At 61.5% G+C, this 14,244-nt stretch carries 12 protein-coding genes, 1 tRNA gene and 1 pseudogene; 9 read left to right on the top strand and 5 right to left on the bottom strand.

Annotation, left to right across the window (positions count from 1 at the left end; genetic code table 11):
- On the bottom strand, positions 1 to 873 hold the full coding sequence (gene wzm / locus AC1Q61_RS12195) for a galactan export ABC transporter permease subunit Wzm/RfbD (protein WP_029254233.1): 873 nt from the start codon (positions 871 to 873) through the stop codon (positions 1 to 3).
- 64 nt (positions 874 to 937) lie between these two features.
- Entirely contained in the window at positions 938 to 1,507 is a 570-nt protein-coding gene (locus tag AC1Q61_RS12190; RefSeq protein ID WP_003943894.1) for a bacterial proteasome activator family protein, read from the bottom strand.
- A gap of 132 nt (positions 1,508 to 1,639) precedes the next feature.
- On the opposite strand from AC1Q61_RS12190, the gene AC1Q61_RS12185 reads away from it, so the two are divergent.
- The gene (locus AC1Q61_RS12185) at positions 1,640 to 2,842 is read left to right on the top strand and encodes a cysteine desulfurase-like protein (RefSeq protein ID WP_007731767.1); all 1,203 of its coding nucleotides are present in this window, start codon (positions 1,640 to 1,642) and stop codon (positions 2,840 to 2,842) included.
- A 15-nt stretch (positions 2,843 to 2,857) separates the two neighbouring features.
- Here AC1Q61_RS12185 and AC1Q61_RS12180 read toward each other — a convergent pair whose 3' ends face one another.
- Complete coding sequence (locus AC1Q61_RS12180; protein WP_215515573.1) at positions 2,858 to 3,847, bottom strand: NAD(P)H-quinone oxidoreductase; 990 nt, start codon at positions 3,845 to 3,847, stop codon at positions 2,858 to 2,860.
- On the opposite strand from AC1Q61_RS12180, the gene AC1Q61_RS12175 reads away from it, so the two are divergent.
- The 3 genes from AC1Q61_RS12175 to AC1Q61_RS12165 all read left to right on the top strand — a co-directional run bounded on the left by AC1Q61_RS12175 (position 3,846) and on the right by AC1Q61_RS12165 (position 5,778).
- Positions 3,846 to 5,084 (top strand): lactate 2-monooxygenase, encoded by a 1,239-nt coding sequence (locus AC1Q61_RS12175; protein WP_003943926.1) that lies wholly within the window; start codon positions 3,846 to 3,848, stop codon positions 5,082 to 5,084. The two genes, AC1Q61_RS12180 and AC1Q61_RS12175, sit on opposite strands and share 2 nt — an antisense overlap.
- Positions 5,085 to 5,212: 128 nt before the next feature.
- Positions 5,213 to 5,638, top strand: coding sequence for a MarR family winged helix-turn-helix transcriptional regulator (locus AC1Q61_RS12170; protein ID WP_020968140.1), 426 nt, complete (start codon positions 5,213 to 5,215; stop codon positions 5,636 to 5,638).
- Between the two features lie 50 nt (positions 5,639 to 5,688).
- A tRNA-Ser gene (locus tag AC1Q61_RS12165) sits at positions 5,689 to 5,778 on the top strand.
- Between the two features lie 2,365 nt (positions 5,779 to 8,143).
- On the opposite strand, the gene AC1Q61_RS12160 is transcribed toward AC1Q61_RS12165, so the two are convergent.
- Together AC1Q61_RS12160 and AC1Q61_RS12155 are read right to left on the bottom strand one after the other, a co-directional pair.
- A complete protein-coding gene (locus AC1Q61_RS12160) occupies positions 8,144 to 8,524 on the bottom strand; it encodes a hypothetical protein (protein WP_042921166.1) in 381 nt (126 codons plus the stop codon).
- Between the two features lie 401 nt (positions 8,525 to 8,925).
- Positions 8,926 to 9,420, bottom strand: a complete 495-nt coding sequence (locus AC1Q61_RS12155; protein WP_019746449.1) for a DUF1877 family protein — start codon at positions 9,418 to 9,420, stop codon at positions 8,926 to 8,928.
- Between the two features lie 250 nt (positions 9,421 to 9,670).
- Here AC1Q61_RS12155 and AC1Q61_RS12150 point away from each other — a divergent pair, with 250 nt between their 5' ends.
- From AC1Q61_RS12150 to AC1Q61_RS12130, 5 genes and pseudogenes are all read left to right on the top strand, one after another.
- Positions 9,671 to 10,522, top strand: coding sequence for a glycoside hydrolase family protein (locus tag AC1Q61_RS12150; protein ID WP_252194222.1), 852 nt, complete (start codon positions 9,671 to 9,673; stop codon positions 10,520 to 10,522).
- Between the two features lie 590 nt (positions 10,523 to 11,112).
- On the top strand, positions 11,113 to 11,796 hold the full coding sequence (locus AC1Q61_RS12145; RefSeq protein ID WP_020968149.1) for an MspA family porin: 684 nt from the start codon (positions 11,113 to 11,115) through the stop codon (positions 11,794 to 11,796).
- A gap of 90 nt (positions 11,797 to 11,886) precedes the next feature.
- On the top strand, positions 11,887 to 12,279 hold the full coding sequence (locus tag AC1Q61_RS12140) for a hypothetical protein (protein ID WP_020968150.1): 393 nt from the start codon (positions 11,887 to 11,889) through the stop codon (positions 12,277 to 12,279).
- Positions 12,280 to 12,341: 62 nt separating this feature from the next.
- Positions 12,342 to 12,689 carry a hypothetical protein gene (locus AC1Q61_RS12135; RefSeq protein WP_042921163.1) on the top strand — a complete coding sequence of 116 codons (348 nt, stop codon included), beginning with the start codon at positions 12,342 to 12,344 and terminating at the stop codon, positions 12,687 to 12,689.
- Positions 12,686 to 14,244: pseudogene (locus AC1Q61_RS12130) on the top strand (hypothetical protein); the annotation flags it as partial. The gene AC1Q61_RS12135 and the pseudogene AC1Q61_RS12130, both read left to right, overlap by 4 nt.

The following is a 14,244-nucleotide window of genomic DNA, read 5'->3' as shown; positions in this document are numbered from 1 at the left end:
CTAGACCCAGTAGGGCACGCGTGCCCGGTACTTGCGGAGTGCCAGAATCGCGACGGCCCAGCCGACGACGGTGAAGGCGATGACGATGTACCAGTGGTATGCCTGCTGGTCGGCCCCGATGAGTGGTGCTCGGATGATCTCGAGGTAGTGGTACAGGGGGTTGAGCTCGGCAAGCCGGACTCGCTCGCTGGCTTGCCCGCCCTGGTCCTTGAGGGCCTGAGTTGTCCACATGATCGGCGTCAGCACGAACAGCAGGAGCGTCATGCTGCCCAGGATGGGGGCGATGTCGCGGTATCGGGTGGAGAAGATGCCGAAGACGATCGAGACCCACAGCGTGTTCGCCACGATCAGCAGGAATGCCGGTATCGCCGCCAGCGCAGTCCAGCTCATGTTCTGCCAGATGCTGAACGCGAACAGCAGAACTATGTAGATCGCGAAGTTGTGCGCGAAGAACAGCACCTGACGCCAAACCAGGCGATATACGTGCACGCTCAACGCCGACGGCAACTGCTTGATCAGGCCCTCGTTGGCGATGAAGACCTCGGAGCCTTCGAGGATGCCTGCACTGATCAGGTTCCACACGATCAGGCCGACCGTGACGTACGGCAGGAACTCCTTGAGCGGAATGTTCAGCAACGCGGAGTACAGAAGACCCATCGCGCCGGCCTGCACGCCGGTGGCGATCGTGATCCAGAACGGACCGATCACCGACCGGCGGTAGCGCTGTTTGATGTCCTGCCAGCCGAGGCTGAGCCACAACTCACGCTGATTCAGACCGTCGCGAAGGTCTTTGAACGCACGACGGAACGTCTGGGAGTCGGACACGGGCGCGGGTGCGTCCGGCGTCTCGGATTCGATTGCGGATGCTGACACGAAGGTCGAGCCTACCGGCCTGGCGTCGGAGCCGGTTTTCCCGCGGACTTCGTGGTGGTCCGGGTTACAGATACTGGCCGGTTCCCGGGCTCTGTTGGTCCGGATGGGCAGGCGAATGCGGAGCCCCGATGCTCATGCCGGGAGGCAGTGCGCCCTGCCGCATTTGTTCGAGCTGGGCGCGCGCTGCCATCTGCTGCGCGAACAGTGCGGTTTGAATTCCGTGGAACAGTCCTTCGAGCCAGCCGACGAGTTGGGCCTGCGCGATTCGCAGTTCGGCGTCGGAGGGAATGGAGTCGTCGGTGAACGGGAGGCTCAGTCGCTCGAGTTCTTCACGGAGTTCGGGTGCCAGGCCTTGTTCCAGTTCTCGGATGGACGAGGTGTGGATGTCCTTGAGGCGCTTGCGGCTGGCGTCGTCGAGCGGCGCGGCGCGCACTTCTTCCAAGAGTTGTTTGATCATCGTGCCGATTCGCATGACCTTGGCCGGCTGCTCGACCATCTCGGCGACGGACTCGGCTTCGGATTCCGCGCCTTCGGTGGTGCCGGATGTGGAGGCCTCTGCCTCGGCCGCCGGCATTGCGACGGGTCGACCGTCGGGTCCGATAACGAGTACCTGCTCTTTGTCGGGGTTCGTCATGCTTCCATCTTGTCGTGTGTGGGCGACAAACGCCGCGTAACCCCCAAAAAGTTAGCTATCGAATAACTGTACTGACGGGTAATTGGGTGACTGCCTTCGACTAAGCGGGCGTCTGCACCTAGAGTGTCGAGCATGGCTTACGACGTTGCCCGCGTACGGGGGTTGATTCCCTCACTCGGTGACGGCTGGATCCACCTCGATCCGCAGGCCGGAATGCAGATCCCGGACGCCGTCTCGCGGACGGTCTCCACCGCGTTCCGTGCCTCTGCATCTTCTTCCTCCGGTCGCCACGTCTCGAACCGTCGTAGTGCTGCCATTCTCGAGAGTGCGCGCACCGCGGTCGCCGATCTGGTCGGCGGAGATCCTGCGGGAGTCGTTCTCGGATCAGACCGAGCGGTGTTGTTGGCTTGGCTCGCCGAGTCGCTCAGTTCGCGGTTGGGCCTCGGAACCGGTCTCGTACTCTCGCGCCTCGACGAAGAGGCGAACGTCGCGCCCTGGCTTCGTGTGGCCAGTCGCTACGGCGCTCAGGTGCGATGGGCAGAGGTCGAAATCGAAACGTGTGAGCTCCCGAGTTGGCAGTTCAACGATCTCATCACCTCGACCACTCGATTGGTGGCCTTGACGGCCGCATCACCGGTCGTCGGTTCGGCTCCGAACGTCCGCGCCGCAGCTGATCGTCTGCACGAATTCGGCGGACTGATGGTGGTCGACGCCGTCGGTGCAGCGCCATATGCGCATGTGGACATGGCTGATCTCGGGGCGGACATCGTTGCCGTCAGCGCGCCGTCGTGGGGCGGTCCGCAGGTGGGCGCACTCGTCTTCCGCGATCCCGGACTGCTCGACCGAATTCCGGCCGTGTCGCTCAACCCGTACGCGCGTGGCGCCGAGCGACTCGAGGTGGGCGGTCATCAGTTCGCGCTGCTGTCCGGTCTCACGTCGTCGATCGATTTCCTGGCGGGCTTGGACGAATCGGCAACGGGAACCAGGCGTGAGCGCCTCGAAACCTCGATCAGCTCGCTGCAGGACTACCAGGACGGTCTGTTCGATCACCTCATGCGTTCTCTCGCAGCCCTGCCCAACGTGATGGTGATCGGCGGCGCACCCACGCGGGTGCCGACGCTCAGTTTCACACTCGAGGGGATGGCGGCAGACAAGGTCGCGGCGCACCTGGCCGACAAGCGCATCGCGACGGTCAGCGGTACGCATGGTGGTTCCAGGCTGCTCGACGCCCTCGGTGTCAACGACGAAGGCGGCGCGGTCACCGTCGGCCTTGCGCCGTACACGACGCGGTACGAGATCAATCAGCTGGTCGCCGAACTCGGCGCCCTGGGCTGATCGATCCCGCTCGGCTCACTTCACGGTGAGGATGACCTTGCCTACGGTTTCCGGCGAATCCAGCAACTGATGGGCTAATGGCGCCTCGGTGATCGGAAGTTCGGTCGACACGATCGGTTGAACTGATCCGTCTGCGATCAACGGCCACAACTTCGCGCGGACGTCGGCGACGATGTCCGCTTTACCGCCGGGGCCGGTGAGCGGACGCCCACGCAGGCCCGTCGACGTGATGTTTCCGCGCTTTCCCATCAGCTTGGCGATGTCGACTTCGCCCTTGCGGCCACCCTGCATTCCGATGATCACGACGTGGCCGTCCATGGCGAGTGCGTCGACGTTGCGCCCGAGGTACGACGCTCCCATGTTGTCCAGAACCACGTCGGCGCCGTGGTTGTCGGTGGCTTCGGCGAGTGATGCTACGAAGTCGCTGTCGCGATAGTTGATGAGAATATCCGCGCCCAATTCGCGGCAGCGGTTCAATTTGTCCTCCGAACCCGCGGTAACTGCGACGCGGGCGCCGAGGGCTTTGCCGACCTGGATGGCGTGGGTGCCGATTCCGCCGCCACCGCCATGGACGAGGAGGACCTGTCCGCGTCGTAGACCTCCGCGCATCACGACGTTGGACCACACCGTGCACGCAACTTCCGGCAGGGACGCTGCGACCCGGAGATCGACGCCCGCGGGAACCGGGAGAAGTTGTGTTGCCGGGACCGCAACCTTCTCGGCGTAGCCGCCGCCGGCCAGCAATGCGCAGACTTCGTCGCCGACGGACCAACCGGTGACGTCTTCGCCGAGTTCGGTGATCACACCCGAGCATTCGAGGCCGAGGATGTCACTCGCGCCGGGCGGCGGCGGGTAGAAGCCTTGACGTTGGAGCAGGTCGGCGCGGTTGACCGCGGTTGCGGCGACCTCGACGAGTACGTGCCCGCGAGGTAGTTCAGGATCGGGATGCTGCGCCCATTTCATGACCTCGGGACCGCCGGGCTGATCGATCGTTATGGCGTACATGGATACGACGCTAGCGAATCTCCCCGCTGACGGGTGTTTTGCCGCTACCGTCGCGGACGTGACTTACTTCGGGAACATGCAGAACGAGATCTATCTGACGGGACTGAGCGGCGCGAAGCCGGCTTTGCCGATGACTGCGGCAGGCTTGGAAGATGCCGCGCGCGAGCAACTCTCACCGGAGGCCTTCGGGTACATCGCTGGTAGCGCGTCGACCGAACGAACCGCGGAGTCGAATCTGCGTGCGTTCGACAAGCATGCGATCGTGCCGCGGATGTTGCGGGGGACTGCGGCGCCGGACGCACGCGATCTGAGCGTCGAGGTGTTGGGGACGCGGTTGGCTGCACCGATCCTGACGGCTCCGGTGGGCGTGCTCGGCTTGGTCCACGACGACGCCGAGGTTGCGGTCGGTTCGGTCACTGCCGAGTTGGGGATCGGATCGATTCTCTCGACGGCGGCATCCTCGACCATCGAAGACGTAGCGGCGGCCTCCGGCGAGAACTGGTGGTACCAGCTGTACTGGCCGGCCGACGACGAACTTGCGGAGTCGTTTGTCCGCCGAGCGGAGACGGCGGGCGCGAAGGCTATCGTCCTGACTGCCGACACTCCCGGTATGGGTTGGCGTCCAAGGGATCTCGAACTCGGTCACCTTCCGTTCCTGCAGGCGAAGGGTATTGCCAACTACCTGTCGGATCCGGTGTTCCGCGCCAAACTGGCGACGCCGCCCGAGGAGAGCGCAGAAGCGCTGCAGATCGCGGTTCTCACGTGGGTGTCGTTGTTCGGCAATCATGCGGTGCGGATTGCCGATATCGCGAAACTTCGCCAGTGGACGACACTTCCGATCGCAGTGAAGGGAATTGTCCATCCCGACGACGCACGTGAGGCCGTCGCGGCCGGCGCCAACGGCATCGTCGTGAGCAACCATGGTGGGCGTCAGGTTGACGGGTCGATTTCGGCACTCGATGCTCTCGGTCCCGTCGCTGATGCGGTGGGGCATGAGGTGGACATCCTGATGGACTCCGGAATTCGTTGTGGCGCAGACGTAATCAAGGCGTTGGCCTTGGGTGCCGACGCAGTGCTGTACGGGCGGCCGTGGGTGTACGGGTTGGGATTGGCCGGAGCGGACGGAGTGCGTCATGCGCTCCGGAGTCTCCTTGCCGACCTGGATCTCACTATGGGACTGGCGGGGCTGGCATCGGTCGCCGAAATCGACCGTTCGATCCTGATGTCCAATTCGTGACTTTAGGGTGAGTCTTACTGTGACGGGCGGACACAGGTCTAAACTTGGAACCTGTGACAGCTGAAGCGACAACCGAGGAGACATCGCAGGCGGCGCACGGTGAGACACCGTGGCTGACGCCATGCGAGATGCGTGCATGGCGCGGCTACATGGACGGTAATCAGCGCCTCATGGAGGTTCTCAACCGCGAACTGCAGGATTCACACGACCTGTCGTTGGCCGATTACCGCATTTTGGTCATGCTCTCGGAGTCAGCTGACGGGTCGTTGCGGATGAGTGACCTGGCAGACGGCGTGCTGTCTTCGCGGAGTCGCCTCACGCACCAGATCAGGCGGATGGAATCTCAGGGCATCGTCGTGCGAGACACCTGCGTCGAAGATGGTCGCGGCGTGCTCGCGCGGATCACGGAAGAGGGTAGGCGTCGCCTCGCCGAGGCGGCACCTACTCACGTGGCCGGAGTGCGGAACAATCTGGTCGATCTGCTGACTCCCCAGGAACTGGACGTGCTGGCAGACGTCTTCGAGAAGGTCGACAAAGCCATCGGCGAGCGCTGAGGCCGGAGCCGTTTTCGCGGTCCGTGGTTACACCCGATAGGATCGCCCACGGAAGCGTGGCAGAGCGGCCGAATGCACTCGCCTTGAAAGCGAGCGTGGCGTTAAACCCACCGGGGGTTCAAATCCCTCCGCTTCCGCCAAATGTTCGTTGTTCAAACCCAGCCCGCGCGAAAGCGTGGGCTGGGTTTTTTCGTGCCCTACGAAGCGCAGGAGCGTCGAGGAGTCGGATGTGTAGCAATCTTTGCCGCCCTGGGGTCGCCGGGTGAAGCAATGGCTTCGCCACTTCGGTGCTACGTCCGATGTTGCGGCAATCTGCCGGTTCTCGTTGTGCTGTGGTGAACGATCAGCCATTGCGGCGCTCGGCGACGAGAGTTCCAGGTGATCGCATCGTGCGGCTGGTGGTCAATTCGATTCCCTCCTTGGCTAGATGGGCTCGTGGTTTACGCGGCCTCCTTGCGCTTGGTGTCCGAATGAGCTGCGCGCCACCAATTAACTGTTGACCGTTCAATAAGTTTGCGTGGCCATATCGCCAGAGACCGCGTTGCATGCAATCTGCTGAAATGCTCCGGATCGTGCCTTGTTTGCACGTTTGCTCGACTGTCACCACTGGGCGGATGGTCCAAGTTTGGTGACCAGTCCGGGCCCCAAACCCACTGTCAGTCCACGTCAACAAGCTGCGAACCAGCTTGCCGAAGCGCACGGGGACGTGCCTGCCGGTTTCACCGGCAATGTGCCGATCCCGCCAGATCCGAACGAGCCCGACGAACCGATCGTTCCCGCAAAAAGTATGGGACACCGCGTGGGGTGTCGGGGAAAGTGCCGTCGACACAACAGTCGATAGCGTCGGAACGCTCGGAGACGCGTGGCGAAACTTCCTCGTAGTCCCCCGTGCACGATGCCGCCGTCGATCCGTTCGGCTTCAATCGCGGCCAACGAGCACAGCCTTCACCCGAGCATTCTCCGGCTGAGATCGCTGCCGCAGCAGCAAATATCGTCTCCCTCATTCCGATCGTAGGCACAGGAGGCAGAGTCGGCGGAGCTGCCGTGCAAGAAGCGGTGGAGGCTGTTCTGCGGCGCGGCGGAACCGCCGCAGACGCCGAAGCCGCAGGTCGCAGGGCAGCCGCCACCGCCGGTGAGGCCGGGAATAGAGCCCCTAGCGATCCGACTATTCCCGTCGGAGACAGACCGGCCTCGACGCCTGTGGGTGGGCGCGGAGATCGCGAAATAAATGTAAAGCCCGGAACCAATCGTCCTGGAATAGTCAACGGTCGTGAATATACGGGGCATGCGTTCGACCGAATGCAAGAGCGCGGCATACTTCCATCCCTGGTTGAACAGGCCATTCGTGAAGGGTTGGCGACCCCGAGCAGAGGAAACACGACCGTGATCTATGATTCGATAAACAACCTATCAGTTATCATCAATGAAACGGGCAGAGTTGTGACCACCTCATTTGGCAATTTATCGGGAAAGTGAAAAACATGACGGATCAATCAATTTACCGCCTGGAAGCTGAGCAGGTTAATCGTGATTATTGTGACGGAAAAATATCCTTGCATGCGCTAGTTGAAATATTCGAGAGGTACGTCAGAGAACGCGAATCGGAGCGTGCATCAGATTCCGAAACCCTGAGGGGGGCCTGGGGTCAAATTGAAATAATGAATGCAATTAACCAGGATGATCCTTCGAATTCGAGCAAAAATGAGTCGGAGGTGCGAGAAGTTATTCAAGAATTCTTGGACTTGCTTCCGTAGTCTCTTTTCTCGGTCCATGGGCGACTAATCAAGGCAGGCTTTGACTCACTTGCGCGACCAGTGTCATGTCAAGTGACACTGGCCAGCAGTTGCTTATTGTGATGCGGGAGCAGATTAGGATTCGCAGGCTGACGGTTCAGACGTCTTCGCCTTCGAGGGCGGCCATCCATTTGCCCTGATCACCGATCACGACTACCTCGCCTACCGCATCCCAGTGGAACACGACCACATCCTGATGATTCCAGGTAAAACCGACTACCTGTACAGCAGCGCAGGCGTCCGTATGCCTGCCTGGCGTGTCACCTTGTCTTCGGAACAGAAGAAGTTACTTTCAGTATTCGAAAGCGCTCGTGACGTCGTCTCAGACGAACTGGACGTAATGGAGCAGAGCGACCGGCACGGCAACGCCGCCTAAGTCTGCAGCTCATTCCACTTTTCGAGCATCCGTCTCGTCTGGACAGTTAAGTTTGAATGCCATCCACTTGCCTCGGTCAAAATGATTTTCATTTTCAATAACAGAGGTGCGCCGAGTCCACCTCATTCGTTCGCCTCAGGGGTCGGTTGTGGATGCGTTATTACGCAGCGGTACAGGGAATTCCCGCACGCATCGGTGCCCGTTTGCAGTCCTCACAAAAGTCGTCCGGGATAACGTCGCCTGTTCAACACTCGGCGACAAACGTGGCCACGGGAAACGAAAAATACTCCGCCCCGCCACAGGAAGAGCGAAGCATCAATTCGACGGCGGAGGGTATTACCAGTTCTGAATGAAGAAGAACTGCTGTGAACCCCTCGCCGGGTTGAGTACGCCGAGAGAAATTTCTCCACCACGGGAGGCTGCTTCGTTGGCGAACTGGTCGAGACGTCCCCAGACGACGTTGGGGCCGCTCTCGAAGCGCGATCCTGGTGCGAGGCGCACGCCGATCTGGGTGGAGTTAGTGATGCTTTCGATCGCAGCGCCCGCATTGAGCTGGCCGAACAATGCCGTCTCACCCTGGTTCAGCTGCACGCCGATGCGCCCGTTGTCGGCGATCGGAGTAACAGCTGATGCTGCGCCCGCGCCGCTGAGTGCGATGGCTGCGATACCGGCAGGTATCAATGCGGCCACGGTAATCATCTTGCGTAGGTGCGTCATTCGGCTTCTCCCTCGTCGGTGGCCCACTCGAGTTGCGCCTCCACAGGCCACTTTGTCTGATTCTTCCGGTAACAGTCAACGCCATGTCGCAAACAATGAGCAATCCATTGGGTTGGTTTGAGATGCAGCTCACTACTGGAAATCCGTTGAAGAATAAACTGTTTCAGTGAAACTGCTGGTCAAGATCGTGAGTGCTAGAGAAGCGCGCGGGCTATCGTTACGTTTCCGTTACTGCTCGGTCTGGCTGCGAGAAGGACACGCACTCGGTCACCCAGAAACGCTGCGGCACAGGAATTGTCAGAGCAAGAACCCGCGCAGAGGGTCCTCCGCAGTTGAGCGCCACTGTCAAGCGGTCTTTCCTTCTTCGAGGGCGCGCTGCTTCGGCAGTGGGCTCTCGACTGTCAGAACCGCACGGTGAATACCACGTGGCGACGCTCTCGGGCCGCGCGCTGGAAAAAGTCCGCCACTTCCTGAAGCCAGCCCCAGGCGTACCCGCGCTCGTCGGAGCCGTACTCCGGGTTGCGGTCGTCGAGCGGCATCGCGTCGTAGCGCACGCCGAACTCGGATTCGGTGATTTCCGCCAGGTACGAGGAGACTTCGGCGACCCGATCGGGTGCCAGGTAGGTGACGAGTTGGTCGTCGGTGTCGGTGTTGAGGTCTTCGTCCCCCAGGATCACGCCGTAGGCCGGCCAGTTCTCGGACACGCGCTCGTACCCCGTGCTGGAGAGGGCGCACAGGATCGGATCCCACGCCTTGTCCGTGTCGCACGAGAACTCGGATCGGCCCGTCTCCTCGATGTCCTCGACCACAGCGCCGAGTTTGTCGTCGTCGCCGCGCGCGTCCAGAAGTTCCGCTGCCACGCTGTCTGACAGCGCGAAATGCACCCCAAGTTCCATGGCGTGATGCTAACGGCCGACCTGCCGCCGTCCCGCCGTCACTACAAGACGAATCGACTTAGGTAACGATCCTGCTCTGCCTCCGACCGAAGTTACCCATGGTGGGCCTGCTGTCATACATACTTCATCGGTGATTCCGACAAAACGGACCGGCCTTTCTGTTGTATCGCTGGTGATCCTCGTCGTCGCGGGGTTGCTGGTCGCAGCCCCTGCCAGCAGCGCCGCGCCGCCGCCTGACTGGAAATACACAATGGTGGCGTTCAGCAATGCCAGCGACCGCGACATGGATGTCTACGAGTCGGCCGACGGCACCGGCTTTCAGCTCGTCCAGCAGTCGGCGTACAGGCCGCCATCTGGGCTCGTGCGTGATCCGAGCATCTTCCGGAACACGGACGGGGTGTACTACCTCACCTACACGACGGGTGGTGGGGCGAACATCGGGTTCGCACGCAGCAGCGACCGCATCAACTGGACGCCGCTGGGGAACTATCCGGTTCCGTTTTGCTGCGCCTTGATGCCTGGCACGGGAGATGGCACCGGTTCTGCGAGCCCCCCGGGCTTCTCGGGTTCGGCCGGATTCAGCGACGGACCGTCGCTGTCACCATTCGTCACCAAGGCCTGGGCGCCTGAATGGTTTGTGGACGGCGATCGCGTCAACGTCATCCTGTCGATGTCGACCGGTGGAGGATTTGTGCCGTATCTGATGACGGCGTTGGAACCGTCGCTCCGGTTGTGGAGCCCGCCTGTTCCGCTCGCCGGGATCGGTGCGGACCACATCGACACCACCGTGGTCAAAGTCGGATCGACCCATCATGCGTTCACCAAGAACGAGACGAAGAAGGTCGTCGAGCATGCGGTCGCTCCTTCGGTGACGGGACCTTATTCGTTTGTCCCGCCAGGGAATTGGGGTTCGCTTGTCGAAGGTCCGGCCGTGGTTCAGTTGCCGAGCGGCGACTGGCGGATCTATCTTGACGCCTATACCGAAGGTAAGTATCTCTACTCCGACAGCACGGACGGGCTGAACACCTGGTCTCCTGTGCAAGAGGTTCCTGGGGTGTCCGGGACTGCACGGCATCTCGGCATCATGAGAGAACCGGCATAACTTTCGACCCCGAGTTGGTAAGGCTCTGATCAAGGACTCCGGTCTTGGTCAGAGCCTTTTCTCGTACTTGCGTACTACTTGTGTGCGTCGCCTGCGCTAATCAGTGATTGACAAGCTAACGATGCGATGCCAGTGGGTCCGACGAGTTCGCGCCGACCACGAAGTGAGTATCTCCGCGTGAGCTGTGCAGAGTTGCGCTCCCAGGCCCCGCTCGGGCGCCGTACTTCACGATTGATTGCCAAGTAATGCCTGTTGGTTTCATATTCAAGTACGCGCACTGGCTTGATGCCCGCACTTTCGGTCTCCAACTGCTCTGAGGCCCGCGAAATGCGGATTCAATTCGATTTGCCGCACTGTTTCTGAGGGATCTTCTCGTCCGTAAACGGTGACCTTGCTCATAGTAGGACCTAGGTCCTTTTCGCTGCTGATAAGCCTGTCGATATATATCTGTTACCGAAAGTTCACCCTAAATCCAAGATGGGGGAGATGGCGCGCTGGCGGGCAAACAGGACGATTGGTACCGTCCGGTAACTAATTCAGTTAGTTGTCGGCTACCGCTCTGGTTGCTGTGTCACGTGGAGGAGCAGTTCATGTCGATCGAATCGCAAAACGGCGTATCCCACCGTCGATCGAGGGCCGCGGTAGGGCTCGCGGCGTGTGCGGTTGCCGCGCTGTCGTCGGGTGTGGTCTTCGCAGGGAGCGCATCGGCAACGCCGACGGCGTTGGCGGACAAATTCGCGAGCACGGTCACCGATGACGGTTGGTCGTTGGATCTTGCCGCCACGAAACTGTCGGCGAATCCGGTGCCGAATCTGGCGACGACGGCGTTCACTCGTGAGGGGTTCGTGTCGGCGAAGGTGACCGGCACGATCGGTGGTGCGGGCGATTCGGCGGTGAAGACCGGTTATGTCGAGCAGGGATTGCAGATCGGCTGCCAGATCGATGTTTCCTCCGGACTTGGCTTGGGGCTTGGCTTTTCGCTCGGCCCGTCTGTCGGTGTGAGTATTTCGGGTGTCCCGTCGGCGAACGTGGGTGTGAATGCGTCGGTGAATCCGAGTATTCAGTCGACGATTGCGCCGGGCACGATCACGACGATTCCGTTGGGGAAGAAGGATCTCGAGTCGTCGAAGGCGTCGATCACGGCAGAGAACGTGCACGTGAAGGTTGATGCGTGCATGGGGCCGGTGACGATCCGCTCGTATGCACAACTCTCGGTGTCGACGGCGACGTCGGACAACACGTTGTTCGTGTACTCCGATCCCACCTGGCTCTAACCCACGCAGCCGTCGTCAGCGCTGCTGGCGACTATTCCCGATCCGCCCCGTCCAGGGGTGGTTACTCATCACGCCCACAAAGGAGAAATCATGAAGATTCGTACCTTGGCCACTGCCGGAACTCTCACCGCAGGTATCGCCCTGATCGGTGTTCTCGGCGCCGGCGTGGCATCTGCCGCAACTCCGATCGTCGAACCGGAACATGGCCGGATCGGTCTGTCGCTCTCGAATGCGGAAACCGCGGCATTGGCGGCGAGCCCGATTCCTGATGCGATTGCGAACATCGTTCCAGGTTCGCTGAGGGGGGTCTGGTTGGCGCCTGGTTCCGCGATAACTGTTACCGATGGCAAGGTCGACGCCCTCGAAGGAGCTGTGCTCGGTGAAGCAGCCGCGCGTGGTGGGCATGCCAATGTCTTTGTCTCCGACCCGAATCACCCCGCCAGTGAGGGGCACATAGTGCTGACGGAGCAGTACTGGAACTGATACCAGGCCGAACGTCGGCGACCCGTTGTCCCCGCTCTCCCTTCCTATTTGGAGTTCCAGCCATGACCGTCAACAACGCCGAACGCCGCAGTGTCCAGTCGGAATCCACTGCCGTCGATAGTAAAGACGTTGCAGACGTTGCAGACGTTGATGACTGGGATCCGGACAGCGAACTCAGTCCACTTTCCAAGGCTGTGATCGCCACCGCAGTCGGACTGGGGTTGCTGATCGCGGCATTCGCGGTGATCGGGAAGCTCGCCGGCTGGGCGAACGACTACGGGACGATCCTGGTTTACCTGGCATTCTTCTTGTGGATGTCGATCTCCGGACGGTTGTTCTGTTGGGGCGCAGACAAACTCATCGCGCTACTCCGAACGAAGAAGAGTGACAATCGTGGTGCGCACCGGTGAAGTCCGGTAGACGACTTCGCCGGACTCTCGCGGGAGTGCTTGCCGCCGGGGCGCTGTTGACCGGAGCGGCCGGAGTGATCGGTGCGGGAATCGCACTCTCCGCCGCTCCGGCGAACGCGACGCCGGAAGAAGACTGCGCGGCGGTGCGGGCACGTGATCATCAGATCTACCTGAATCTCATTGCGTCGCTGCCACCTGGCGCGCCCATCCCGCCAGAGATCATCAACCCGTGCCTGAGCGCGCCGTCCACGACGTCGACAGCTGCGCCGACGACCACGGTCGGGCTCCCCGGTGTGCAGGCTCCAGGCGGTGGCCCGAATGTCGGGGCCAATGCTCCGACGAACTTTCCCACCTACAACGGCACCCCCATCGTCCCGGTTCCGACGATCGAGGTTCCGCCCATTGCTTCCGAGGCCCCGGCCTCGGAAACTGGTGTCGGTGCATTCCCCAATGCATCGGCATCAGCGGTTCCCTCACCCACACCCACCCCGGGTGAGGGAACCACCACCGATCGTGGTCCCGGACCGATCCCCGCGGATTCGGATTCGAATATCGCACCGGCCCAAACGGTTCCGGACCCGGCAGCAGATGTCTCTACAACCGGGGAGGACTCGGGCCGTGACCGGTATCTCGAACTCACCCTGATCGGCGCTGCGGCGTTCACCGCTGCGGGTATCGGAGTGCGCGGGCGGCCGGGACCTTTCAGCCCCCGCACGCCCGAATCAGTACTCTCCCAGGCGGTCGGGACTGTCGCGTCACCGTTGACGGTGTACGCACCTGGCGGGCAGTCCTCGTTGCGGGTGTTCGATCCGATCACCGGCGGAAGTCGGTTCTTCTTCCTGATCCACGACGAAACGTCGTCGCACGAATCCGTGATTCCGGTGACGGTGCCGCCCGGCGGTCACATGAGTGTCAACCCCGATGGCACGGTCACCGTCTTCGAGGCCGACGGAAACTCGGTCTCGACAATCGATGCCCCGTGGGCCTACGACGCCAACGGCACACCCATTCCGACGCATTACGAGATCCGGGACGGGCAACTCGTTCAGGTCGTCGACACCGCCGGTATCGAGAACCTGCTCTACCCGATCCTCGCCGACCCGGAGCTGACACCGGAAGAACGTGCTGCGCTCGAAGCGCAGGCGAACTTCATCGGCCCGATGACCCCGGAGGGCGAACAAGCACGCAGGGACGCACAAAACGTCCTCGCCGCCAACCCCCCGGAGCCGGAAGATTCAGGCCTCGAGCAGCTCATGCTCGGTGACCCTAACTCCGAGGTCTCCGAACCACCGATCACCGAAACAGGAACCGGAAACCCTGTCGGCGACGCAATACTCGCCAATCAAACCCAGGAGCCGATCACTTCGAACATCGGCGGGCAGGACTACACCACAGAACCTGCGGACCCGGCAGATTCAGACCTCGGCCATCTCATGTCCGGTGACCCTAACTCCGAGGTCTCCGAACCACCGATCACTGAAACAGGAACCGGAAACCCTGTCGGCGACGCAATACTCGCCAATCAAACCCAGGAGCCGATCACTTCGAACATCGG

This window comes from Rhodococcus sp. MPR-R1B (genome assembly GCF_058793255.1).
The sequence above is the reverse complement of the archived record's forward strand: the minus strand, read 5'-3'. Positions and strand labels throughout refer to the sequence as shown.

What these genes read in the sequence shown, in the direction of transcription:
- AC1Q61_RS12185 (WP_007731767.1), top strand. Translation starts at nt 1,640, where the DNA reads ATGGCTTACGACGTTGCCCGCGTACGGGGGTTGATTCCCTCACTCGGT.
- AC1Q61_RS12170 (WP_020968140.1), top strand. Translation starts at nt 5,213, where the DNA reads ATGCGTGCATGGCGCGGCTACATGGACGGTAATCAGCGCCTCATGGAG.
- AC1Q61_RS12155 (WP_019746449.1), bottom strand. Translation starts at nt 9,420, where the DNA reads ATGGAACTTGGGGTGCATTTCGCGCTGTCAGACAGCGTGGCAGCGGAA.
- AC1Q61_RS12160 (WP_042921166.1), bottom strand. Translation starts at nt 8,524, where the DNA reads ATGACGCACCTACGCAAGATGATTACCGTGGCCGCATTGATACCTGCC.
- AC1Q61_RS12175 (WP_003943926.1), top strand. Translation starts at nt 3,846, where the DNA reads ATGGATACGACGCTAGCGAATCTCCCCGCTGACGGGTGTTTTGCCGCT.
- AC1Q61_RS12135 (WP_042921163.1), top strand. Translation starts at nt 12,342, where the DNA reads ATGACCGTCAACAACGCCGAACGCCGCAGTGTCCAGTCGGAATCCACT.
- AC1Q61_RS12145 (WP_020968149.1), top strand. Translation starts at nt 11,113, where the DNA reads ATGTCGATCGAATCGCAAAACGGCGTATCCCACCGTCGATCGAGGGCC.
- AC1Q61_RS12150 (WP_252194222.1), top strand. Translation starts at nt 9,671, where the DNA reads ATGGTGGCGTTCAGCAATGCCAGCGACCGCGACATGGATGTCTACGAG.
- AC1Q61_RS12190 (WP_003943894.1), bottom strand. Translation starts at nt 1,507, where the DNA reads ATGACGAACCCCGACAAAGAGCAGGTACTCGTTATCGGACCCGACGGT.
- AC1Q61_RS12140 (WP_020968150.1), top strand. Translation starts at nt 11,887, where the DNA reads ATGAAGATTCGTACCTTGGCCACTGCCGGAACTCTCACCGCAGGTATC.
- AC1Q61_RS12180 (WP_215515573.1), bottom strand. Translation starts at nt 3,847, where the DNA reads ATGTACGCCATAACGATCGATCAGCCCGGCGGTCCCGAGGTCATGAAA.